The following is a 23,846-nucleotide window of genomic DNA, read 5'->3' on the forward strand; positions in this document are numbered from 1 at the left end:
TTGCTGCCAGCCATTCTTACCGGGGTAGTCCTTTTATCAAAACAACCTGGCTGCCCTGGTTCTCATTAGGGCGCTTGGTTCCTTTATCAGGGTTTTGAAAGGCCGGGCTTTTTTTCCAGGTATGCGGTTGTATACAAAGTGAAAACGTATTGGGTATGCCGATAATATCGGAAAGATCCACCAGGGCACCATACTCCCAGTTCCCCTTGGTGGCGGTTGCCATAAAGTTTGCATCTCCTCTCCGGTGATCCAGTTCAAACACTTTTTTCAGTGCCTTCGTTGCAATATCATACTGGTAAATATAGGCGTCGTGGGTTTCATCGCCATAGGTATTGGCGTCTTCCTGTATGTACACGTAGTTGCTGGTAACACAGATGTTATCCGGGTTCTGAAATGTCTTGGCCGGACCCGACTTATCATCACCATCCAGGATACACTCCAGTTTTCCTTTAAGCGGATTTCCGGCATCCAGTACCAGCCGGTACACACGGCCGTATTTTGTCCTGGAGTGATCGGCATTGGCATCTTTATAATCCTGACCGGTTACATTAAAATAAAGCTCCCTTGCCTTTGCGGCATCGCCCTTGCGGTAATCCAGGTCTTCCACCCTGCCGAACTTGATCGCCCTGAGCGGGTTTACCAGGGCCTGGATCTGTGCGCCGGTAAGTGTTTTATGATTTTCGATCTTTACAAATTCAACGTCATACACAGACCCGGGCTTCATGGTCATTTCGTTCTGTTCCCCGTCTGTCCGGCGCAGCATATACTGGCTTCCGTTATCAAGGTCTCCAACCGTATTCGACTGGTAAAGCACTACCTGCCCGCCGGTTTCTGTATCATCATCCTCCCCCATAATGACAACGGTTTTACCAGGATAAGCATTCCGGTTCAGCGGTACAGCGTTTTCGCCGCTCCAGTGCCCCAGTCCTGCCGTAGCCGTGGAAGATTGAACGCCCGTGGCCAGCGGGTCGATCTTATGTGTTTGGGCTTCCGCCGAACTTTCCCCCACACAAAGATAATAGGGCCCAAACCCATGCTCTTCCCTGGTTGCCATTGTGCCGGAGCACAGCCGCCACTGGCCGGCGTCGGAATTCAGTGCGTACTCCCCTTTTACCGGTTTAAAATTCCGGTCGAGCGTGATTTTTGAAAGGGCATAGTTATCTTCATTATTGACCATCATAATAAAACCATCGCCATTGGGGTTTTTGATGGTTCCTGATCCGTCTGCCGTTCCGCCAAACACATAATCGGGCGATTCGGGAAGTTTGTCTTCACTGCTGATCAGCGGATAGACTTCAAGATTTTCAAACCCATCCAGTTTTTTGATCAGGGCGGGTATTTGGGAGTAACTCTTCAACGTTATTTTTGAATCGGTCTTTACATCCTGGTTGCGGTTGCAGGCAACAATAGCACACCCCATTGCTGCAAACAGAGCGAGGCTTAAAACCGACGCAGGTTTCATTTTTGTTTCTAGGATCATTGTTTGGCTGATTTTGTGGATCAAAACTATTCCCCGGATGTTAACGAAATTTTAAGCCGAGGTTAAGAAAAAGATACGGCCCCGGCAAGCCGGCTCCGCCTGATGATTATCAGCAGTAAAAAATGTCCGACTGACGTTTTCGCCTGTCAAACCAGCCAACTTGGCATTTAAAACCACTATTTTGTAAATGGAGAAATATTTGATTACTTTTAAAAGCTGTTTGCTTCCTGCCCAGGCAAAAGAACCGGGCTGAAGCCGGCAGCGATTCAATTTTAACCTGTAACTTAAGATTATTATGACGTATAACTCGGAATTTGAAAAATATGCGGTAAAGCACCGGGGCATTTCAAGCAATACCCTGCACAGCTACGGTAACCACCTGGTAACCGCATTAACGCCCAATATCATTGAAGAACGTCCCATGAATGTGGCGGTGATGGATGTATACAGCCGGCTGATGATGGACCGCATCATTTTCCTCGGCTACCCTATCAATGATGAAGTAGCCAATATCGTAACGGCGCAGTTACTGTTCCTTGACAGTACCGACCGCGTGCGGGATATCAATATGTACATTAACAGCCCCGGCGGAAGCGTTTATGCGGGACTGGGTGTATATGATACCATGCAGTATGTAACCCCGGATGTGGCGACCATCTGTATCGGCATGGCCGCGTCGATGTCCTGCGTGCTGCTGGGTGCCGGCACCCATGGTAAACGCGCCGCTCTGAAGCATGCACGCATCATGATGCATCAGCCCAGCGGTGGCATTGGCGGACAAGCCAGCGATATTGAGATCACCGTGAACGAGATCCGCAAATTAAAAAGAGAACTGTACGAGATCGTAAATCACCATACCGACAAACCGATCGAGCAGATCGAAAAAGATTTTGAGCGGGATAAATGGATGACCGCTGCGGAGGCTAAGGAATATGGTTTTGTAGATGAAGTATTGCTGGTAAATAAGAAGAAAAAGTAAAACAGTTTACGGGTTGAAACTTTAACGGGTCGTTGGTGTACCGCCCTCAAGGTTCCAACCAATTAACTTACCCACTAAAAAGAAACAATATGATATCCAATTTAAATAAAGATAAATGGCTAAACCCGCTTCGTTTTGATGGTGACGGAGAAGAAGAAGAACCAAAAGAGGCGAATGACAAACGGGATGACCTGATGATGTTGAACAAACGCCTGGAACAACTGTTCTTTGAGAAAAGAGCCGTGTACCTTTGGGGCGTTGTGGATGATAAAAGTGCGCGTGAAGTAACCACCAAACTCCTGTTGCTGGAAGCTGACAAGCCGGGGGAAGAAATCAAATTCTATATCAACAGCCCCGGTGGCGTGGTTACCAGCGGCATGGTCATTTATGATACCATGAAGATGATCAAAAGCCCTGTGAGTACCATTTGCATGGGTTTGGCGGCCTCCATGGGAAGCATTTTACTCAGTGGCGGCGAAAAAGGGAAACGCTATATTTATCCGCATGGGGAAGTAATGATTCACCAGCCTTCGCTGGGTGGTTTTATCCGTGGCGTAAGTTCCGATCTGGAGATACAAGCCAAACAAACTCAACGGGTTAAAATGATCGGCGCCCAGATTCTGGCGGAAAACTGCGATAAAACGGTGGATGAGATTCTCCGGGATTTTGACCGTGATTACTGGATGGACGCCCAGGAAGCAATTGCTTACGGCATTGCAGACAAGGTTGTAACCCAGTTATAAACGCATCCAGAAAAGTATTAATTAAATCATAAAAAATGGAAAATCGCTGTATTCGCAGCGATTTTTTTAACTTTGCACATTCATTCTTTAATCACTGGACTATGCCGGATAACGTGTTGAAATGTTCATTTTGCGGAAGAAACCGGGACGAGGTAGAAATACTGATCGCCGGGCAGGATGGACATATTTGCGAAAACTGTGTGGAACATGCACAGGAAATTATTAACCAGGAGCTTCATTTCAGGGAAGATACCCGGAGCGTCAGTGGCTTTAATCAGTCGATCCGGAAACCGATGGAGATCAAAGCCTTCCTGGACGACTATGTGATCGGTCAGAACGATGCCAAAAAAGTACTGGCAGTAGCCGTTTACAATCACTATAAACGGTTAAAACAGAAGAACCGTGAGCTCGACAATCACAATGATGTGGAAATCGAGAAAAGCAATATTATTATGGTGGGCGAAACCGGAACCGGCAAAACCCTCCTGGCCCGGAGCATTGCAAAAATGCTGAATGTACCCTTTGCTATTGTAGATGCCACAGTGTTTACAGAGGCCGGATACGTAGGCGAAGATGTGGAAAGCATCTTAACCCGCTTATTGCAGGTTTGCAACTATGACGTGGAAGCAGCTGAGCGCGGTATTGTTTACATTGATGAGCTGGATAAAGTGGCCCGTAAAAGCGACAACCCCAGCATTACCCGCGATGTAAGCGGTGAAGGGGTGCAACAGGGGTTGCTGAAACTGCTGGAAGGAACCGATGTATTGGTACCTCCCCAGGGCGGTCGTAAACACCCGGATCAAAAACTGATCAAGGTCAATACCCAGAATATTCTTTTTATATGCGGCGGAGCCTTTGACGGCGTGGACAAGATCATCGCACGCAGGGTACAAACCAATACGATCGGTTTTAATGTAGATAAAGAAGAGCAGGAAGATATGAAGAAGAACCTGCTGCGCTTTGTAAATGCTCAGGATCTGAAAACCTTCGGACTGATCCCGGAATTACTGGGCCGGTTGCCTGTGGTTACCCACCTGGATCCGCTGGATGCCATCACACTGCGGGCGATACTCACTGAACCCAGGAACGCCTTGATGAAACAATACAAAAAATTATTTGAACTGGAAGGCATTGAACTGGAGATTGAACCTGCGGTACTTGATTTTATGGTAGACAAAGCGGTTGAATATAAGCTGGGTGCCCGCGGACTGCGCAGTATCTGTGAAAGTATTTTAACCGATGCCATGTATGAGTTGCCCTCGGCGTCAGAAACACGGTTTACCTTAACCAGGGATTATGCGCGGCGTAAATTTGAAAAAAGCAAAATGGGACTTGTAAAAGCCGCATAGCAGGTTTAACGCCGGACCAATCAATCCCTCTTTATTTAAAACATTAAACGCTTTATATGCAGGAATTAATCGACAAATTAAAAGCAGACGCGCTGTTGAATGATGAGCAGGCACAAAAAGCCATCGAAGCTGTAAAGAACTATATTATTGAAAAATTTCCGATGCTGGAAGGCGCTGTAGCCAACCTCTTTGAACAGGGCTGATCGTTCAGCCGGTACGATATATGACATATTAAGAGGCTGTCTCAAAAGTCCGTCATTTCGAGCACCATGTAGCGAAGCAGGGAAATCTCCAACACATAATTTCCAGGCAATGAGATTTCTCCGTTTCGCTCCGCTTCAGTCGAAATGACGGTTTCGGACTTTTGAGACAGTTTCTTTTTGCAGCAGCTGCTACAGCTGCCGGGCACCATACATTCTTAAGCCGGTAATCCAGGAAAACACCGCGTTTTGCCGATAATGCTGTTCAGCATCCGGATGTATCTTCATTCCCCTTTAAGGATTCCGCGATGCCAGGCATCATCCCTCGTAAAAACGGTAATTTTCCTTTGTAAGAATATCAATAGGCATAAATACCTGCTGTGCTACGGCCTCCCCCTTGATCAGCTTATTGTAAAGCGCCATCACGCCCCTGTATGCCTGTTCCCTTGGCTTTTGTGAGATGATAAAATCAATCCGCCCGCTTTCAAGGCAGTTGATATTTTTATCGATCAGATCAAAACCGATCAGCCGGATGTTTTTAATGCCCGCTTCTTCCAGGAACCGTGCCACATAGAACACCCTTGAATTCGTTACAAAGATCAGGTCAACCCGCTGCGCCTTCAGCACCGCCGTCAGCTCTTTTTTTATCGAACCGTAGTCTGTTCGCTGGATATCGGATTTTAAGATCCGTCCTTTTTTGCGGTCCTTAAAATACGCACGGAAACCCTTTTCCTTTTCCAGCAAATGATAGTAACTGTCCGGTGTCTTTGAAATATGTACAATCAGGAAGGTACTGCCTTCTTTAGAGATGAAATCAGCCAACTGGCCTCCCAAAAATCCACTTCGATACAAATTCGGACCGATATAGCTCAGGCTATTTTGACCCGGAACATCTGAATTAATGTACACAAAAGGGATCTTCCGTTCAGTAAGCTGACCCGAAAACACTTCCGCATCACCTTCAAAATGGGGTGCCATCAACACACCATCGGCCTTGCTCTTCAGGATCCTTTTTGCCTGGTGAACAAAACTTTGTTTATCATTCAGGTCGAAAAAATATTTTTCAATCGTAATTCCGAACTGCCGCACCTCTGCTTCCGCCTGGCTGATACCATCCAATGGTGCCTGCCAGTAAGTGGTTTCTTTGGAAACTGCCGGGATCAGTATTGCCAGCTTTACAACCTTCCGTGAGGCCAGTGTACGGGCCAGGATATTAGGCCGGTAATCATATTTCTTTATGATCGCTTTGATCTTTTTTTCGGTAGCCAATGCCACCCCCGGCCGGTTGTGCAATACCCGGTCTACCGTAGCAATGGACACATTGGTCATCCTTGCAATATCTTTAACACCTATGCGCGCCCCTGACTTCATTTGATTTGGTTTTACGATCAAATATAACGTTAATTTACAGCATGTGCCTCGCCAAAAAGGCCCGTTACACACTCTTTTTTTCCACCCTTATCCGTAATGTGCAAACCGGCAGAAACGGCAGGTTTCTTCCGGAACTAGATGACTGTTCCAGGATGCAGTGCCTGGCCGTTTTTTATAGCCTATCCATCCTGAAGCTGCTTTAAATTTGCCCGTCTTTCTTCTGCCATCAGAGAATGAACGTATATGTAAGCGTAGGATACGAAGACGGGCATACCATTGAAGACAACAACGAAGTAGAAATGCATCAGCAAAAAGTGCAAACCCCGGCCGTTATTCCCAAACAGTTCTTTATGCAGCAGCAACAGTAAGCGGGAGCCGGCATTGAGCACCTGGTTTTCAGCGGCCGGCCTCAGCTGTCAGCGATCAGTTATCGTTCATGTTTTGAAATTCGTTTTTAGCATCAGGACTGAGCATTTAGTATTTAGATTAGGCTTTCATAAAATCCTTACCATGGCAACCCGGGATCCCAGGCACGACATTTACATCTCCAACGCACAATCCTTTGCCAAACCCGTCCTGGGGCATATCCGGAAACTGGTACACCGGGCTTGTCCGGATGTTGAGGAAACCATGAAATGGTCCTTCCCCCATTTCGACTACCATGGCAAAATACTGTGCAGTATGGCTTCCTTTAAACAACATGCCGTACTCAACTTCTGGTTAAGCAGCCGTATCGGGGCATTAAGGCCCTACCTTATTACCGAAGGTGCTGCCAAGGCAATGGGACAGCTTGGCAGACTGACTTCGGTAAAAGACCTGCCGCCGGACAGGGTACTATTGCAGGCGTTGAAGGAAGCGATGGTATTGATCGATGCGGGTGCTTCTTTAAAGAAAGCACCACCCCAAAAGGCGGCCGAACTGCTGGTGCCAGACGCGCTCAAAAAGGCGTTGTCCAATAATAAAACGGCCAAAGCCGTTTTTGAAAACTTTCCGCCTTCCCATCGCAAGGAATACATCCAGTGGATCACTGAGGCCAAAACCGATACAACCCGGAACAAACGCATTGCCACTGCACTCGAATGGCTCGCTGAAGGCAAGAACCGTAACTGGAAGTATGAACGGAAAAATCAAAAGCACAGACCTAAATCTTAAATACTAAAAGACCTTATTCAAACAGCAAGCCTAAGAACCAAATATCAAAAGGCAAATATCAAAAGGCAAAACCTGACATTGCCAACCGATGGTTGATGGCTGACACTGATAACTAATCGCTGACAGCTGAAACCCAAAATTACCGGTCCTCAATCCGTATCCTTCGCAGCTCCAGTAAATTCAATGCATTGGGCTGATATCCTTTGATATTGGGCTGCAGCAATTGTATCACCTTATCATACCAGAGCGGCACCACCGGTGCATCGTTGATTGCGATCTGATCGGCCTTCTGGTACAGCCGGTAGCGCAGGGAGTCATTGGTTTCCTTAATTGCCGCTTCAAACACTGCATCAAATGCAGGATTTTTATACCGTGTATAATTCGGTGGTGCCGGGTTTTTTGAATAAAAGACGGACAGGTAATTTTCCGCATCCGGATAATCGGCGATCCACCCGCCCCTGAAAAAAGCCACTCTCGAACTCGCCGTCATTTCAAACAACAGGGATTTCTGTACTACCTCCACCTGCACCTTCATACCAATCGCCTCCAGTTGTTTGGCAATGAAGTTGGCAAAGTCTGCATAAATGGAAATCGTAAGCAACCGGATCAGGGGCAGCCCCCGGCCATTTGGATAGCCGGCTTCCTTTAACAATCCCATCGCCTTTACCGGATCATAATAATACCCCCGCACCAGGGAATCATTAAAAGAAGGCAAACCCTTGGGCACAAAACCAGATTCTGCCGGCGTTCCCAGCGAATTGCGCAGATAGAGGATCATTTTCCGTCGGTCAAATCCATAATTGATGGCCTGCCGTACCTTTTTCATCCGGAGGGGAGATTGTGCTACCAGGGGATTTAGGGAATCGACCAAAATACCCAGGTATTCAATATTCAGATAGGGCTGTGTTTTCAATACGAGCTTTCCTTCCCATTCTTTTTTAAGCGTTCCTTTTTTGGTCAGCACCTCATCTTTAAAACTGGGGTCTAACTCGTTTATAAAATCAAGATGGCCCTGGCGCAGCAGCAGGAATTCTGTGGCCCGGCTGTCTTTAAAACTGATTTTAACTCCATCGATATACGGTAGCCGGTTCCCAGCACTGTCTGTTTCAAAATAACGGGGATTCTTTTTAAACACCAGCCCCTGCCCTTCTTCCCAGGCTACAAACTGGAAGGGACCGGTGCCCACCGGGTGGCTCCTGAAATCCACACCGAATTGCTCCACCGCTTCCCGGGCAACCACCGAACAATACTGCATGGAAAGAATGCCCAGTATTGGCTGGTAGGGCCGCACAAGCCTCAGCTGAAACACCGTATCATTAAGAGCAGTAAAGGCTTGCAGGGAGTCTACCTTTCCGTTAAAAATCCATCCGCCCGGGCTTGCCACCCGGGGATCAATGATCCGGCTCAGGCTAAAAACCACATCAGCCGCTACCATTTTTCTTCCCCGGGCGTTTGGAAACACCGGATCGTCATGAAAAAAAACATCATTCCTTAAATAAAAGGTATACGTGCGTTTATCCTCCGAAATCTCCCAGCGCTTCGCCAGCGAAGGCCGGATATTCAGGCTGTCATTGATTTCCACCAGCGTATTATACAGCTGATGAGCCGGCCACATGGTAGATTGGTTTTTAGCAAATGCGGGATCCAGCGAAGCGATGCCCGTATACTCGTTGTAGCGGAACACTTTTCTTTTATCACGGGCATCATCGCCACAACCCATGGAGAGCAGGTAAAAAACCAGCAACAGCCATCTCCTGGCAACAATGGTGCTGTGGAAACAGTTCTTTAACGTGCAGTTATCTTTATGATCTCTTCCCTGTTGCGTTAAAACAACCGTTGCACTGCGGCGCATAAAAACAGGAAGCCTCCAATATAGTCGGGTCATTTTCATCATGAACGTTTAAATTTACAATTCAAACCATTCCGGTAATGATTTTTTTGAAAAATATTCTGAAAACGCTGAGTCTGCTGCTGCTGACCACGGTATCCATACATGCACAACTCCTGAACCAGGAAACAACCTTCACCCGGCAGGACAGTCTGAGGGGCGGTTATGGCACAGGAAGAAGCTGGTGGGATGTGCTCCAATATAATATCCAGCTGCATGTTGATCTGGAAAACAAAGCGGTAAGCGGGTACAATGATATTACCTATGCCATTATCAAAGACACAAAAGCGCCTTTGCAACTGGACCTTCAGGAGCCGATGCAGATCGAAAAAATTGAAGACCGGGATACCCGGCAGCCCATTCGTTTTCAGCGGGAAGGAAATGTATTCTGGCTCAATATACCGCGCGATGCCGGCAACCGGAAAACCCGTACCATCCGGGTTTATTTCCGGGGCAACCCCATTGTAGCCAAAACTCCGCCATGGGACGGCGGCTGGATTTTTACCAAGGACGCGGAGGGACGGTCATGGGCAAGCACGGCCACGCAGGGAATCGGCGCCAGCACCTGGCTCCCCTGTAAAGACCACCAGGCCGACGAAGCGGACCGCGGCATTACCCTTACCATTCATGTACCGGATAGCCTCGCCGCCGTAAGCAACGGCCGGCTGACTTCAAAAACGCCTGCCCCGGATGGAACCACCGCCTGGAAATGGACGGTGTCGCAACCCATCAACACCTACCTGATTACGCCTTATATCGGGCATTATGTAAATTTCAACGACACCCTCCAGGGGGAGAAAGGGCGGCTGGATATCGGCTACTGGGTACTGGATTATAACCTGGAAAAAGCCAAAGAGCATTTTAAGATTGTAAAACCCATGCTCCGTTGTTTTGAGCACTGGATGGGGCCCTATCCTTTTTATGAGGACAGTTACAAACTGATCGACGCGCCGCACCTTGGTATGGAGCACCAGAGCGGGGTGGCATATGGCAATAAATATTTAAACGGATACCTGGGCAAGGACCGGTCAGGTACCGGATGGGGCGACGACTGGGATTTTATTATCGTGCATGAAAGCGGCCATGAATGGTTTGCCAATAACATTACCACCAAGGATATTGCGGACATGTGGGTGCATGAGGCCTTTACTACCTATACCGAAACCCTGTTTGTACAATGCCGGCATGGCCTGAAAGCCGCCAACGAATACCTGGCCGGCCAGCGAAAGAATATCCGGAATGATGTGCCCGTGATTGGTCCTTATGGCGTAAATAAGGAGGGCAGCAGCGACATGTATGATAAGGGTGCCAGTATGATCCATATCATCCGCCAGCTTATTAACGACGACGAAAAATTCCGCGGGTTATTGCGGGGCCTCAACCGCGACTTCTATCATCAAACGGTAACCGGCAAACAAATCGAAAGCTATATTATCCGTAAGACCGGTAAGCCGCTGCAAAAAATATTTGACCAATACCTGCGCACCACCGATATCCCGGTACTAACATATACCGTTAACGGCAGCAAGGTCCGTTATAAATGGACCAATTGTGTACCAGGGTTCAACATGCCGGTGCAGCTGGGCGGCGGGCAATGGCTCACCCCTAAAGAACAGTACCAGGAAGCACCGGCCAGCATCCTGACGGACGGTACGCTGCAGGTAAATCCTAATTTTTATATCCGGGTAGCACAGGCTTCTTAATTCATTTCAATGAGCGCACAAATCAGGAAGCATAGCATCATTTCATCGGCGGTTATTTATATCGGGTTTGCTATAGGTGCCTTAAACACCTATCTTTTTACTAAAGAAGGCTTTTTTACGGAAGAGCAGTATGGCCTGACCCAATTGTTTGTGACCACCTCCCAGCTGATCGTATCCTTTGCTTCATTGGGAATGCCCTCCTATATTTACAAGTTCTATCATTATTATAACGACCACCTGGAGCCCCGTAAAAATGATATGATTGCCTGGGCTTTGTTAACCGGCCTGGTTTGTTTTGCTATTGTTTTTGCATTGGGGATTGCTTTTGAAAGTCTTTTTGCGCGGAAATTCAGCAACGGCTCCGCCCTGGCTGTTTATTACTATTACTGGATGTACCCAATGTCGCTGGGATTAACCATTTTTGGAATCCTCGAAGCATATGGCTGGAGCTTAAGAAAGTCGATACTTACTAATTTTTTAAAAGAAGTGCAATGGCGGGCATTGGTTACGATATTGATCCTTTTATTTATTGTAAAAATCATTCCCGATTTTGACCGTTTCATCAAACTCTACTCCTTTGCTTATCCCATTATTGCCTTAACCTTGTTGGTTTACCTCATCGCCACTAAAAAAATACACCTTACGTTTCGGGTAAGTAAAGTAACCCGCCGCTTTTTCAGACCTATCATCCGTTTTGTAGCTTTTATTTATTCCGGGATGCTGGTATTTACCATTTCTCAACAGTTCGATTCACTGGTGTTGGCATCCGTTACCAAAACCGGTCTAAAAAATCTGGGGATTTTTACATTGGCCCAATTCCTAACCAGTCTGATACAGGCGCCGCAACGCAGTATCATAGCGGCTTCCATGCCTTATATCTCCAAGGCCTGGAAAGACAAAAAGATCGGCCAGATCCAAAGCATTTACCAGCGCTCTTCCATTAACCAGCTGATCTTCGCCTGCCTGCTGTTTACACTAATCGCCCTGAATTATACGGATGCCATTCTTACATTCAAACTAAAACAGAGCTTTTTGCTGGGCTTTGCTCCCTTTATTTTATTGGGATTAACAAAGGTGGTAGACATGGGCACCGGTGTAAATGCCCAGATCATTGGCACATCCACCTACTGGAAATTTGATTTTATCAGCGGCATCATACTGCTGCTGTTTATGCTGCCGCTCACTTATATTTTTACCAAACGTTACGGGCTTATTGGCCCCCCAATTGCAAACCTGATTTCCATTACCCTCTACAATATCATTCGCATCGTTTTCTTATGGAAAAAGTTCCGGCTCTTTCCGTTTACAAAACAATCGCTGTACACGGTGATCCTCAGCGCAGTGGTATACCTGGCGGCCTGGCTGCTCTTCCGCAATCTTCATAGTTTTACCGGTTTGTTTACCCGCAGTATTTTTATTGTGGCGCTCTTTACCGGCAGCGTTTACCGGCTCAACCTCACGCCGGATCTGAAACCGGTACTGGAATCACTGAGGAAACGGCTAAGGAAAAGAATTTGAAAATGTGGAAGTGTGAGAAGGTGCGAATGAAACTGGGGTTTCACATTAACAGTATTTCCGTATTTTGATTTGAGGTTTGATTTAGTTTCTAGATTTCAGTGTTTCTGTGGCATCAAACAAAAAAAGCGCTCCTTTTCAGAAACGCTTTTCCTGCTAATAAAAAAATCATTAATTACTTACCCCGGAAGATCCGTTGTTATTGCGAACCAGGTATTCTTCAGATGCAGCTTCAATACGGCCTGCGCCGATAAAACGTGAAAGATAGTAGGTTTCGTAAAGATCACTGATAGTAACGCCTTTACTGGTAGACGCATGAACAAATTTATTGTTCCCCAGGTACATTCCTACATGGGAAACGCCACCGGTGGTATTAAAAAACACCAGGTCGCCCTCCTTCAGTTCTGTACTCGAAATTTTGCGGGCGCGGCCATATTGTTCCCGGGCCGTCCTGGGAAGTTCAATCCCGAAAGCACCCCGGTACATTTCGCGCGTAAAAGCACTGCAATCGATCCCGTATTTAGTAGTACCCCCATATTGATAGCGGGTACCATACCAATCATCCATTGTTTCCAACAGATCGTTATTGCTGATCGAATTGGGCAGTACATTCAAAATCGCTGCATATTTCTTCTGCAGTTCGGTGGCCGGGGCTGTGCGCGGCACCAGGATCGCTGCATGCACGGCTTTTACATCCCGCACCTCACTGGAGGCAATGGTCTGTTCAATGCGTTGCATCCGCGTATCAGATTTTGAATTCCTGGGAGAAATGGTCACCTGCTCCATATAAGCATTTGCAGCAGGACTGGGCTTTTGAGTGGGTTGCAGCTCAGATTTTGTATTGGTTTTATTTGATGAGGCAAAAAATTTAGAGGCGGTTGAGCAGCTAGCCATCAGCACCATCAAGCTAAATCCCGTCAATATATGTCTCAAAATAAAATGTTTAAATAATTTACCAATTGTCAGCATTCAAACATACACAAGCCGAAATGCCAATTTTCAAATATCTATAAACGTTGATTGGGATCATTTATTGCCTCATCCTCAAATATTTTTAAACTTTGTTAATAACTAATTGATAATCAATATATAAAAATATCTTCTACAATTTCTGTCTTTCCCGAACCCTGGCCCTGTTTCCGTTGTTTTCTTTTGCAGATGTGTATAAAAAGATCGCTGTTTTTTACCGTTTTTATAGGACTTTAGCAGCCGGAAGAAACCGGGAAAGAAAACCGGCGCCGGTTTCTAAATGATTTATAAAAAATTGATCTTCAACATATAAATACAAAGGAACCAACAATATGAAATTCTCGCATCTACACGTTCATACCCAATATTCCCTGCTTGATGGCGCGGCGCCGATCGGCTCTTTGTATAAAAAGGCCATTGCAGACGGAATGCCTGCCCTGGCTATCAGCGATCATGGAAACATGTACGGAGCGTTCCAGTTTGTGGCAGAGGCGTATAAACACTTGGATGAAAACGGGAAACCCAAGGTAAAACCGGTGGTGGGCTGCGAATTTTATCTGGTAGAGAACCGGCACGAAAAGACGTTTACCAAGGAAAAAAAAGACAAACGGTATCACCAGATCCTGCTGGCCAAAAATGAGCAGGGATACCGCAACCTTACAAAACTGACTTCTCTTGGCTTTATTGAAGGCCTGTATGGTAAATATCCCCGTATCGATAAAGAACTGATCCTGCAATACCACGAAGGGTTGATCGCTACTACCTGTTGCCTGGGCGCTTCTGTTCCGCAGGCGATTTTACGCAAGGGGGAAGCAGAGGCTGAGGCGGAATTTAAATGGTGGCTGGATCTCTTCGGGGAAGATTTTTATGTAGAGTTACAACGGCACGGAATCGGCGACCAGGACAAGGTAAACGAAGTGCTGATCCACTTTGCGTACAAATACAAGGTGCCCATTATTGCCAGCAACGACTCGCATTATGTAGAACAGGACGATTTTAACGCGCACGACATCCTTCTTTGTATCAATACCGGGGAAAAGCAGTCTACGCCCGCCTTTCGCGGCGACTTTGCAGACGATGACGTAAACATGAAGAATATGCGTTTTGCGTTTGCCAATGATCAGTTCTACTTTAAGAATACGGAAGAAATGAGCAAACTGTTTCACGACCTTCCGGAAGCCATTGATAACACCAATGCCATTGTTGATAAAATTGAATTACTGGACCTGAAACGCAGTATCCTGCTGCCCAACTTCCCCATCCCCGAAGATTTTAAGCGTCATACCGAAGATGAAAAAACAGATAAGGGAGTGGTAACCGCCGATTCGCTCAACCAGTGGGAATACCTCCGGCATCTGACCTATGAAGGCGCGCGGCAACGGTATGGCATCATCTCCGACAGTACCCAGGAACGGATCGACTTTGAATTATTCACCATTAAAACCATGGGATTTGCCGGGTACTTCCTGATTGTAAGTGATTTTATCAAGGCCGGGCGCGACAGCGGTGTATTTATCGGGCCGGGACGGGGTTCGGCCGCAGGATCCGTAGTAGCCTATTGTATCGGCATTACCAATATCGACCCGATTAAGTACAACCTCCTGTTTGAGCGTTTCCTGAACCCCGACCGTAAATCGATGCCGGATATCGATACCGACTTTGACGATGAAGGCCGCCAGCGGGTAATCGATTACGTAGTGCAGAAATACGGGAAGAACCAGGTAGCACAGATTATTACCTATGGTACCATGGCCGCAAAAATGAGTATCAAGGACGTGGCCCGGGTAATGGACCTGCCGCTGGCTGATTCCAATGCCCTGGCAAAGCTGGTTCCGGAAAAACCGGGTATTTCATTAAAACGGGTATTACACGCACCGCTTTCCCCAAAAGCCGGCGAAAAAACGCTGATCGAAAAAGAGGGACTGGGTGCCGATGATATTGAAAACGTAAAACGGATCCGCGATGTATACAATGGGAATGATCTCCAGGCCAAGGTTCTGCATGAAGCCGAGATCCTGGAGGGATCCGTGCGCAACACCGGTATCCATGCTGCGGGCATCATCATTGCCCCCAAAGACCTTACCGAGCTCATCCCGGTAAGTACGGCCAAGGATTCCGATCTCTGGGTTACCCAGATTGAAGGAAGCGTGATTGAAGAGGCCGGCGTTATTAAAATGGACTTCCTGGGCTTAAAAACCCTTACCATCATCAAAGACGCGTTGAAGCTGATCAAACAGAATTACGACCTGGACATCGTTATAGACGATATTCCGCTGGATGATGAAAAGACTTATGAACTTTACCAGAAAGGAGAAACCAACGCCACATTCCAGTTTGAAAGTGCGGGGATGCAGAAATACCTGCGGGAACTGAAGCCCGACCGTTTTGACGACCTTATTGCCATGAACGCCCTGTACCGGCCGGGTCCACTGGCGTATATTCCGGACTATATCGAGCGGAAGCACGGCCGCCAGGAAGTGGTCTTTGACCTTCCGGAGATGGAAGAAGATCTGAAGGACACCTACGGGATTACCGTATACCAGGAGCAGGTGATGCTGCTGAGCCAGAAACTGGCCGGCTTCAGTAAAGGGGATGCCGATGTACTTCGGAAAGCGATGGGTAAAAAGCAAAAGGCGGTACTGGACAAAATGAAAAAGCAGTTTGTGGAAGGCGCCACGCAAAAAGGGCATCCAGCAGACAAGCTGGACAAGATCTGGACCGACTGGGAGGCCTTTGCGCAATATGCGTTCAACAAATCGCATGCTACCTGTTATGCCTTTGTAGCTTACCAAACCGCTTACCTGAAAGCCCACTACCCCAGCGAATATATGGCCGGGGTATTGAATAACGCCGGGTCCCTGGAAAAGATCACCTTCTTTATGGAAGAGTGTAAACGGATGGGATTACCGGTACTGGGGCCGGATATCAATGAATCGCAGAAAGGATTTGCGGTAAACAAAAAAGGTGAGATTCGTTTTGGATTGGGCGGTTTAAAAGGTGTGGGTGAAGCGGCGGTGGAAAGCCTGATCCAGGAGCGGGATGAAAACGGGCCCTATGCCTCCATCTTTGATATGATTAAACGGGTAAACCAGCGTACCGTGAACAAAAAAACACTGGAAAGCCTGGCCTATGCCGGGGCCTTTGATTGTTTTACCGACCTGCACCGTGCCCAGTATTTTCATGTGCCGGTTGGTGATACCACCAACGGCCTTGAAAAAATTGTGAAATACGGCCAGATCTGTCAGACACAGGCGCAAACCACTACAAATACGCTTTTTGGCGATCTCGCTGAAGTGATGGAGGTACAGATACCCAAGATCCCCGAATGCACGCCATGGCCGCTGGTGGTACAACTCGACCACGAAAAGCAGGTAACCGGGATCTTTATCAGCGGCCATCCGCTGGATGATTACCGGTTTGAGATGGAGCATTACGGCATCACCAAGATCTCTTACGTTAACGATTACAAAAACCAGGAAAAAGAAAAAGTGAGCTCCGCGGCCACCTTTAAAATTATGGGGCTGGTGTCGGATGCACAACACCGCGTTTCCCGCACCGGCAACAAATTCGGGAGTTTTATCATTGAAGATTACAGCGGTAAGCTGGATATGGTACTGTTTTCTGAAGATTATATGAAGTATTCGCCCATGCTGCAACTGGGTACAACCGTATACCTCACAGGCTTTTTTAAACAGCGCTTTAACGGCGATTTTGATTTTAAGATCACCTCCATCTGCCTGGCGGAAAGTGTGATAAAGAACCAGACCAAAAACTTGAAGATCGAATTACCGGTGGAGGAGATCACAAAGGAAACGGTTGAATTCATTCACGAAAACCTGAAGGCACATAAAGGCCCCAGTACCTTGAAACTGTCTATAAAAGATGCAGTAGACGACGTTACGGTAGATCTGTTAACCCGCGGAAAGGGATTTGAGATGAACAATGAACTGATTGAATACCTCTCCAAACAGGCCAACTGGAATATAGCGGTGGAATTGAATTAGAGTAATCCGGGGCCCGAACATAGTCCTCTGTCATTTCGAGCCTGACCCACTGTCATTTCGAGCTTGTCGAGAAACCGCTACAAGATCACTCTCCTATCCGGGTCTTAAAACATCCTTGTGCCCGGTGATCACGGAGAGGTCTCTCCGTTTCGGTCGGGACGACCGTGTTTTTCCGTCGTTTCGAGCCTGTCGAGAAACCTCTATGGCAACAAGCTTCACGTGTCAGTATAAAAGACTATAAACCTCATCACATACTTCTTCATTCAAAAACCTCCATTCGGGGTTTTTACTGTTTACCAGCGCTGTTTTCTTTATTCCTGACCACCGCTTTAACTGTTTCTCTCGCTCATTAGCCGTAGTGATCGAGCCGAATCATTCGTAATAAACAAGACAGGTAATATTGTACTGATCGGTAAAACTATTTTGATTTTCGTGATGCACATGCTCCCATATTCTTCGCCGAAGGTTGGACGTTACCCCGACATATAAAACTGTTTTAAGCTTATTGGTCAAAATGTAAATAAACCCTCCTTATTCATAGGTAACTTTTGGTGTTTAAATAGGTTTATTAAAAATACAAAAGCTATCGTCGTTTCGGGTTTACCGGGAAACCGCTCGAAAACATACTCTCATAAAGAGTTTAAAATTCCCTTCGGCTTGATGATCAAGCAGCGATCTCTCCGCTGCGGTCGAGATGACGGTGTGCTTTTCGTCGTTTTGGACGCAGTCTATCGTCGTTTCGGGTTTGCCGGGAAACCGCTACGAAAACATACTCTCATAAAGAGTTTAAAATTCCCTTCGGCTTGATGATCAAGCAGCGATCTCTCCGCTGCGGTCGAGATGACGGTGTGCTTTTCGTCGTTTTGGGCGCAGTCCATCATCGTTTTGGGTTTACCGGGAAACCGCTACGAAACCAGACTCCCTCACATTCTCCAGTTTGATGATAACAGAAAAGTCGCCCCGCTTCGGTCAAGACGACGGTACATTCATTGCGTTTATAATTCCGCCTTCAGGTACTGCCCGGTATAACTTTCCTTACATTTCACCAGGGCCTCCGGTGTTCCTTCAAACAGGATACGCCCGCCGCCATCGCCACCCTCCGGCCCAAGGTCAATAATATGATCCGCCACCTTGATCACGTCCATATTATGTTCTATCACCAATACCGTATTGCCTTTGTCTACCAGTTTATTCAATACCTGCAACAGGTGCTTGATGTCTTCAAAATGCAGGCCCGTGGTCGGCTCGTCCAAAATATAAAACGTTTTGCCCGTATCTTTTTTACTCAGTTCTGTACTCAGTTTTACCCGTTGGGCTTCGCCCCCGCTAAGGGTTACCGCGCTTTGTCCGAGTGTAATATAGCCTAATCCCACATCCTGCAGGGTCTTTATTTTCCGGTAAATCGAAGGCACGGCCTGGAAAAACTCCACGGCATCATCCACCGTCATATCCAGCACATCAGAAATCGACTTGCCTTTATACCGGATCTCCAGTGTTTCGCGGTTGTATCGTTTCCCATTACATTTTTCACAGGGCACATATACATCCGGGAGAAAGTTCATTTCAATCACCCGCATCCCCCCACCTTCACATACATCACAACGGCCTGTTTTTACATTGAATGAAAAACGCCCCGCATTGTATCCCCGGATCTTCGCCTCCGGCACTGCAGCAAACAGGGTACGGATGTCGGTAAAAAATCCGCAGTAGGTAGCCGGATTGCTCCGCGGCGTACGGCCAATAGGCGACTGATCGATTTCCACTACCTTATCAATATGCTCCAGCCCCTTTACCGATTTATAGGCCATCGGCGTCTTTTTGGAATGATACGCGTGTTGCGATAAAATGGGATACAGGGTTTCATTGATCAGTGTTGATTTACCGCTGCCGCTGACCCCGGTTACCACAATCAGTTTACCCAGTGGAAACTTCACACTCACGTTCTTCAAGTTATTTCCGGTGGCCCCTTTCAGTTCCAGGATTTTCCCGTTACCAGGCCTCCGCTCCGCGGGTGTTTCTATTTTCAGGTGCCCGTTCAGATAACCGGCGGTGATCGTATCCAGCTTCAGGATCTCTTTGGGCGATCCCTTGGCAACCACACGTCCGCCATGGTATCCGGCCTTGGGACCGATATCGATCAGGTAATCGGCTGCCAGCATGATATCCTTATCATGCTCCACTACCAGCACGCTGTTGCCTATATCCCGCAGGTTTTGCAGGGAGGTGATCAGCCGGTGATTATCGCGCTGGTGCAACCCGATTGAAGGCTCATCCAGGATATAGGTAATCCCCTGCAGCTGTGAACCAATCTGTGTGGCCAGCCGGATCCGCTGCGATTCGCCGCCGCTCAGCGTACGGGAAGGGCGGTAAAGAGTTAAATAAGTAAGTCCCACATCCAGCAGGAACTGCAGCCGTTCGCGAATCTCTTTTAAAATATCCTTGGCAATGGCATTCTGTTTTTTCGACAACCGGGACTCGATTCCATTCAGCCATACGCCCAGCTTATCCAGGTTCAGGTTACTAAGCTCTGCAATATTTTTTTCATCCACCCGGAACCAAAGGCTCTCCTTTTTCAGTCGGTCGCCATTGCAGGAAGGACAAGCTTTCAGCATCATAAACTGTTCTACCCATTCCCGCAACCATTCCGATGTTTGAGTGGAAAAGAACCAGCGTTTCAGCATCGGGATAATCCCTTCATAACTGCCGGTGTAAATATCCGGGATCGAGTCATCGGAGCCATCGAGGTCCAGTTCCTGGCTGGCACCTCCATCTCCATACAATAACAATTCCAGTTGCCCGGCGGGCAATGCTTCCACCGGTTTATTCATATTGATCTTATGCTTTTTGGCAAAGGCCACCACCTGTTGAAACACGCTTGCATTGCGTTCTTCCCCCAGGGGGGCAATACCGCCTTCACTGATGCTTAAGGCGCGATCCGGCAATACCGCTTCCATATCGATGGCGTAGGCCGTTCCGATCCCTTTACAATATGGACAGGCCCCATAAGGTGAATTAAACGAAAATGAATTGGGAGAAGGTTCTTCATAACTGATACCGGTATCTTCGCACATCAGCTGTTTACTGTATTGCACCGGTTGATCCGTTTGATCCACCAGTAAAAACATCAGCTCCTTTCCCAGTTTTAATGTAGCTTGTACACTCTGGCTCAACCTTGCTTTGGATGCAGTGTTCACTTCCAACCGGTCCACCACAATTTCAATATCATGGATCTTGTAACGGTCTACCTGCATTTTTGGCGCCAGGTCCTTTATCTCACTGTCTACCCGAACCTTCAGATAGCCCTTCTTACGGATATCTTCAAACAGTTCGCGATAATGTCCCTTACGTCCGCGCACCACGGGTGCCAGCAGGTTGATCTTTTGACCGCGGAACCGTTCAAAAATATTTTCAACAATTTCCTCCTCGCTCCACTTTACCATTTTCTTCCCGGTATTATACGAATAGGCTTCGCCGACACGGGCAAACAGCAACCGGAAAAAATCATACACTTCAGTAATGGTGCCCACGGTAGAACGGGGGTTTTTGTTGGTTGTTTTCTGTTCGATAGAAATCACGGGAGAAAGCCCGGTGATCTTGTCTACATCCGGACGTTCCATATCCCCGATAAACTGCCGGGCATAAGCGCCGAATGTTTCCATATAGCGGCGCTGCCCCTCAGAATAAATCGTGTCAAAAGCCAGGGATGATTTGCCACTGCCACTGATGCCTGTGATCACCACCAGCTCGTTTTTCGGAATCGAAATATCAATATTCTTCAAATTGTGCACCCGCGCGCCGGATACCTCAATTACTTCATTTTCAGCTTTCAATTGTATATGAATTTGGAATGACGGTAAAAAACAAGGCACAAACCTACATAAATTTTCTTTCCCAATCCGGGAAAGAAACCGAAATCGGAAACGAAAAACCGTCCCGCGATTTTTTCACCCAGGAAAAGGGGCTCCGGTGTTTCCGGAGTTGCAATTCCTGGTTCGGGAAGTACTAGGAATCAACGGTACAGATCATAAGCAAAAATTAAAATATATATTTTTCAGGGCAAACGCCCGGTTTGGCATAATAATTTCAGTAACTAGAATAATTTGAATCATTTTTAAATAAAACGTATTTATGAAAAAAAGGTCGTTTCTTACATTCTTTTTAGCAATAGCCATTGCGATGGCAACGGTTGCTCAAACAAGCACTACTCCTGAAGTTCCAAAAAATTATAAACCACAACCCAAGGAATTACTTCCCATGCCAGACTCGATGACTGAAAACGAAATATTTCCGGTACTGGGCAATTTTGATGTAACCGACAAAAAAGGAACCACTTCGCATGTAACCATCACCAGGGATGGAGAAAACAAAGGCATTGTTTGGGTAAGCGGACTGCCCCAGGGAAAATTCAAAGCCCTGATCAAAGACGCACCCGCAACCTATAAGATCCCCGCTCAAAAAACCCTGGCGAACGACGAAGATGCCATGGCTACAACCGAAGCGGATGATGCAGCAGCTACAAAAACAAAAAGTAAAGTCGTAAGCGGGCGTGCCATCCAGGAAGGCACTCTTATTTTTGACAAAGATGCCAACACCCTGTATGTAAATATCGGCAACAAATACAACGAGGAACAACCCGCTGCAGTTTTTCCCGAAATGACCGTTACAGAAGAGGCCGCCGCCACCAACGAAACAGAGGCTACTGACGATACTACTAAAAAACCCAAAAAGACCACCACTAAAAAACCGGTGATCAAGGGCGTTACCTATACCGGCACTAAAACAGATGCGCCGGCAGCAGCCGTTGAGGCGGCACCTGCCCAGAATTAATCCGGATCAATAAAAATGTTAAAATCAAAGGGTTGTCTGAATACAGGCAACCCTTTTTGATGGAAACAGGTCTTTATTCCAAACTGTCAAATTTTCAAACTTCGTTTTGGCATATTATTTGGCAAAACTTGAATATCAAAAGAAAAAACATGAAACAACTGAGAAATTTATCCCTGGGAATCGCATTAACCGGTTTAACCCTTGCAGGTTGCGACTCCATGAACCGGACTCAAAAAGGGGCCATTATCGGAACCGGAGGGGGCGCTGCTATGGGAGCCGTAATTGGTAAAGCGGCAGGTAATGCAGGTCTTGGCGCTATTATCGGAGCTACCGTAGGCGGTGTAACCGGTGCCATTATTGGTAAAAAAATGGACAAACAGGCAGAGGAGATCAAGCAACAGGTGCCCGGTGCTAAAGTAGAACGGGTAGGCGAAGGAATCACCGTAGAATTTAACAGTGCCGTGCTGTTTGGCTTTGACCAGTCTTCCCTTTCCGGAGCGGCTCAAAACACCCTGAACGATCTGATTACAATCCTGAATAAATACCCCGATACCGACCTGGAGATCCAGGGCCATACGGACAATACCGGTACTGCCAAATACAACCAGGCCTTATCGGAAAGAAGGGCATCCAGCGTAGCCAACTACCTGGGCTCTCATGGCATTTCCCTGGAGCGCATGACCACTAAGGGATATGGCTTCAGTGTTCCCAAGTACTCTAATGATACCCCCGACGGCCGGGCACAGAACCGTCGTGTGGAATTTGTGATCTCTGCGAATGAAAAGATGAAAGCAGATGCAGCCACAGAAGCCAAAAAAGGATAATTGCCTAACACAAACATTGATTATTAAACCTATATTTTATGAAAAAGAAGAATCAGTTATTGAAAGCGTTAATGGTAGCCGCTGCGGTGAGTATATCGGGTGCAGCAATGTCGCAGGTAGAGATCGGTCTTCGCGCAGGCGCTAATTTTTCAAATGCCACTATCAAAGATGCCAACGGTAAAAAAGCAGATACCAAACTGAACCCGGGCTGGCATGCCGGAGTAACCTTTGATATTCCGGTAGCGGATGAGTTCTATGTGCAGCCGGGCGCCTTGTTTAGCACGAAAGGTTTTAAAACTTCCGGTAGTGGAAACATTGGCGGAGCCAGCTTTAGCGGAGAATCAAAATGGAATGCTTCTTATATTGAAGTACCGGTTAATTTCATTTACAAACCCGAGCTTGGAACAGGAAAATTATTACTGGGCGCTGGACCTTATGTAGCTTATGGCATTGGTGGTAAATTAAAGACAACGGGCGACTTCTCCTGGGGCGGTGTAAGCGGCAGCAGTTCAGACAGCAGGGATCTTGAATTCAAAAATGATTACAAGGACGGATCTGACAATAAAGTCATTTATGGCAAACCATTTGACGCCGGTGCGAACCTGCTCTTTGGTTATGAATTCGCCAACAAACTGTCCTTTCAGTTAAACGGGCAACTGGGTCTTGTGAATATTGTACCCAAAAATGATGGTACAAAACCTGATGCCAAAATGAAAAACTCCGGATTTGGAATTTCCGTTGGATATAAATTCTAAAGTACCGTTAGTCCACAACTCATGAAACATAGAGCCACCCCCTGGGGTGGCTTTTAATTTTAACCAAACTTTGCATAAGTGCCTTAC

The 23,846-nt window shown here is 47.0% G+C and carries 18 protein-coding genes; 12 read left to right on the plus strand and 6 right to left on the minus strand.

What is annotated here, in order from left to right; genetic code table 11:
- Positions 1-16: 16 nt before the first annotated feature.
- Positions 17-1,480, minus strand: coding sequence for a PhoX family protein (locus LL912_RS08800; RefSeq protein ID WP_235553212.1), 1,464 nt, complete (start codon positions 1,478-1,480; stop codon positions 17-19).
- A 295-nt stretch (positions 1,481-1,775) separates the two neighbouring features.
- On the opposite strand from LL912_RS08800, the gene LL912_RS08805 reads away from it, so the two are divergent.
- The 4 genes from LL912_RS08805 (at position 1,776) to LL912_RS08820 (ending at position 4,754) form a co-directional block, all read left to right on the plus strand.
- Positions 1,776-2,459, plus strand: coding sequence for a ClpP family protease (locus LL912_RS08805; RefSeq protein WP_255785631.1), 684 nt, complete (start codon positions 1,776-1,778; stop codon positions 2,457-2,459).
- Between the two features lie 89 nt (positions 2,460-2,548).
- The gene (locus LL912_RS08810; RefSeq protein ID WP_235553213.1) at positions 2,549-3,202 is read left to right on the plus strand and encodes a ClpP family protease; all 654 of its coding nucleotides are present in this window, start codon (positions 2,549-2,551) and stop codon (positions 3,200-3,202) included.
- Positions 3,203-3,237: 35 nt separating this feature from the next.
- Positions 3,238-4,551, plus strand: coding sequence for an ATP-dependent Clp protease ATP-binding subunit ClpX (gene clpX, locus LL912_RS08815; RefSeq protein WP_235553214.1), 1,314 nt, complete (start codon positions 3,238-3,240; stop codon positions 4,549-4,551).
- 56 nt (positions 4,552-4,607) lie between these two features.
- A complete protein-coding gene (locus LL912_RS08820) occupies positions 4,608-4,754 on the plus strand; it encodes a hypothetical protein (RefSeq protein WP_235553215.1) in 147 nt (48 codons plus the stop codon).
- 315 nt (positions 4,755-5,069) lie between these two features.
- On the opposite strand, the gene LL912_RS08825 is transcribed toward LL912_RS08820, so the two are convergent.
- Positions 5,070-6,122: a LacI family DNA-binding transcriptional regulator gene (locus tag LL912_RS08825; RefSeq protein ID WP_235553216.1), complete on the minus strand. Its 1,053-nt coding sequence runs from the start codon at positions 6,120-6,122 to the stop codon at positions 5,070-5,072.
- Between the two features lie 233 nt (positions 6,123-6,355).
- Between LL912_RS08825 and LL912_RS25920 the strand changes: the two genes are divergently transcribed.
- Entirely contained in the window at positions 6,356-6,490 is a 135-nt protein-coding gene (locus LL912_RS25920) for a hypothetical protein (protein ID WP_255785632.1), read from the plus strand.
- A 142-nt stretch (positions 6,491-6,632) separates the two neighbouring features.
- Positions 6,633-7,274 carry a YdeI/OmpD-associated family protein gene (locus LL912_RS08830; protein ID WP_235553217.1) on the plus strand — a complete coding sequence of 214 codons (642 nt, stop codon included), beginning with the start codon at positions 6,633-6,635 and terminating at the stop codon, positions 7,272-7,274.
- Between the two features lie 139 nt (positions 7,275-7,413).
- On the opposite strand, the gene LL912_RS08835 is transcribed toward LL912_RS08830, so the two are convergent.
- On the minus strand, positions 7,414-9,159 hold the full coding sequence (locus LL912_RS08835; protein WP_235553218.1) for an ABC transporter substrate-binding protein: 1,746 nt from the start codon (positions 9,157-9,159) through the stop codon (positions 7,414-7,416).
- Between the two features lie 44 nt (positions 9,160-9,203).
- Here LL912_RS08835 and LL912_RS08840 point away from each other — a divergent pair, with 44 nt between their 5' ends.
- Positions 9,204-10,865: a M1 family metallopeptidase gene (locus LL912_RS08840; protein WP_235553219.1), complete on the plus strand. Its 1,662-nt coding sequence runs from the start codon at positions 9,204-9,206 to the stop codon at positions 10,863-10,865.
- 9 nt (positions 10,866-10,874) lie between these two features.
- Positions 10,875-12,383: an oligosaccharide flippase family protein gene (locus tag LL912_RS08845; RefSeq protein WP_235553220.1), complete on the plus strand. Its 1,509-nt coding sequence runs from the start codon at positions 10,875-10,877 to the stop codon at positions 12,381-12,383.
- Between the two features lie 168 nt (positions 12,384-12,551).
- On the opposite strand, the gene LL912_RS08850 is transcribed toward LL912_RS08845, so the two are convergent.
- Positions 12,552-13,313 carry a C40 family peptidase gene (locus LL912_RS08850; protein ID WP_235553221.1) on the minus strand — a complete coding sequence of 254 codons (762 nt, stop codon included), beginning with the start codon at positions 13,311-13,313 and terminating at the stop codon, positions 12,552-12,554.
- Positions 13,314-13,681: 368 nt separating this feature from the next.
- Here LL912_RS08850 and dnaE point away from each other — a divergent pair, with 368 nt between their 5' ends.
- A complete protein-coding gene (dnaE, locus tag LL912_RS08855; RefSeq protein ID WP_235553222.1) occupies positions 13,682-17,353 on the plus strand; it encodes a DNA polymerase III subunit alpha in 3,672 nt (1,223 codons plus the stop codon).
- 372 nt (positions 17,354-17,725) lie between these two features.
- Here dnaE and LL912_RS08860 read toward each other — a convergent pair whose 3' ends face one another.
- Together LL912_RS08860 and uvrA are read right to left on the minus strand one after the other, a co-directional pair.
- The gene (locus LL912_RS08860; protein ID WP_319941342.1) at positions 17,726-17,875 is read right to left on the minus strand and encodes a GIY-YIG nuclease family protein; all 150 of its coding nucleotides are present in this window, start codon (positions 17,873-17,875) and stop codon (positions 17,726-17,728) included.
- 473 nt (positions 17,876-18,348) lie between these two features.
- Complete coding sequence (uvrA, locus tag LL912_RS08865) at positions 18,349-21,183, minus strand: excinuclease ABC subunit UvrA (RefSeq protein WP_235553224.1); 2,835 nt, start codon at positions 21,181-21,183, stop codon at positions 18,349-18,351.
- 298 nt (positions 21,184-21,481) lie between these two features.
- On the opposite strand from uvrA, the gene LL912_RS08870 reads away from it, so the two are divergent.
- The 3 genes from LL912_RS08870 (at position 21,482) to LL912_RS08880 (ending at position 23,759) form a co-directional block, all read left to right on the plus strand.
- On the plus strand, positions 21,482-22,180 hold the full coding sequence (locus LL912_RS08870; RefSeq protein WP_235553225.1) for a hypothetical protein: 699 nt from the start codon (positions 21,482-21,484) through the stop codon (positions 22,178-22,180).
- 149 nt (positions 22,181-22,329) lie between these two features.
- Positions 22,330-23,004 (plus strand): OmpA family protein, encoded by a 675-nt coding sequence (locus LL912_RS08875; RefSeq protein WP_235553226.1) that lies wholly within the window; start codon positions 22,330-22,332, stop codon positions 23,002-23,004.
- Between the two features lie 38 nt (positions 23,005-23,042).
- Positions 23,043-23,759 (plus strand): porin family protein, encoded by a 717-nt coding sequence (locus tag LL912_RS08880; protein WP_235553227.1) that lies wholly within the window; start codon positions 23,043-23,045, stop codon positions 23,757-23,759.
- The last annotated feature ends 87 nt before the right edge of the window (positions 23,760-23,846 follow it).

The sequence above is a fragment of the Niabella agricola genome, from assembly GCF_021538615.1.
Taxonomy (GTDB): domain Bacteria; phylum Bacteroidota; class Bacteroidia; order Chitinophagales; family Chitinophagaceae; genus Niabella; species Niabella agricola.

Excerpts from the sequence above, each read along its gene's own strand:
- LL912_RS08800 (WP_235553212.1), bottom strand. The coding sequence starts at position 1,480 with ATGATCCTAGAAACAAAAATGAAACCTGCGTCGGTTTTAAGCCTCGCT.
- LL912_RS08805 (WP_255785631.1), top strand. The coding sequence starts at position 1,776 with ATGACGTATAACTCGGAATTTGAAAAATATGCGGTAAAGCACCGGGGC.
- LL912_RS08810 (WP_235553213.1), top strand. The coding sequence starts at position 2,549 with ATGATATCCAATTTAAATAAAGATAAATGGCTAAACCCGCTTCGTTTT.
- clpX (WP_235553214.1), top strand. The coding sequence starts at position 3,238 with ATGGAAAATCGCTGTATTCGCAGCGATTTTTTTAACTTTGCACATTCA.
- LL912_RS08820 (WP_235553215.1), top strand. The coding sequence starts at position 4,608 with ATGCAGGAATTAATCGACAAATTAAAAGCAGACGCGCTGTTGAATGAT.
- LL912_RS08825 (WP_235553216.1), bottom strand. The coding sequence starts at position 6,122 with ATGAAGTCAGGGGCGCGCATAGGTGTTAAAGATATTGCAAGGATGACC.
- LL912_RS25920 (WP_255785632.1), top strand. The coding sequence starts at position 6,356 with ATGAACGTATATGTAAGCGTAGGATACGAAGACGGGCATACCATTGAA.
- LL912_RS08830 (WP_235553217.1), top strand. The coding sequence starts at position 6,633 with ATGGCAACCCGGGATCCCAGGCACGACATTTACATCTCCAACGCACAA.
- LL912_RS08835 (WP_235553218.1), bottom strand. The coding sequence starts at position 9,159 with ATGACCCGACTATATTGGAGGCTTCCTGTTTTTATGCGCCGCAGTGCA.
- LL912_RS08840 (WP_235553219.1), top strand. The coding sequence starts at position 9,204 with ATGATTTTTTTGAAAAATATTCTGAAAACGCTGAGTCTGCTGCTGCTG.
- LL912_RS08845 (WP_235553220.1), top strand. The coding sequence starts at position 10,875 with ATGAGCGCACAAATCAGGAAGCATAGCATCATTTCATCGGCGGTTATT.
- dnaE (WP_235553222.1), top strand. The coding sequence starts at position 13,682 with ATGAAATTCTCGCATCTACACGTTCATACCCAATATTCCCTGCTTGAT.
- LL912_RS08870 (WP_235553225.1), top strand. The coding sequence starts at position 21,482 with ATGAAAAAAAGGTCGTTTCTTACATTCTTTTTAGCAATAGCCATTGCG.
- LL912_RS08875 (WP_235553226.1), top strand. The coding sequence starts at position 22,330 with ATGAAACAACTGAGAAATTTATCCCTGGGAATCGCATTAACCGGTTTA.
- LL912_RS08880 (WP_235553227.1), top strand. The coding sequence starts at position 23,043 with ATGAAAAAGAAGAATCAGTTATTGAAAGCGTTAATGGTAGCCGCTGCG.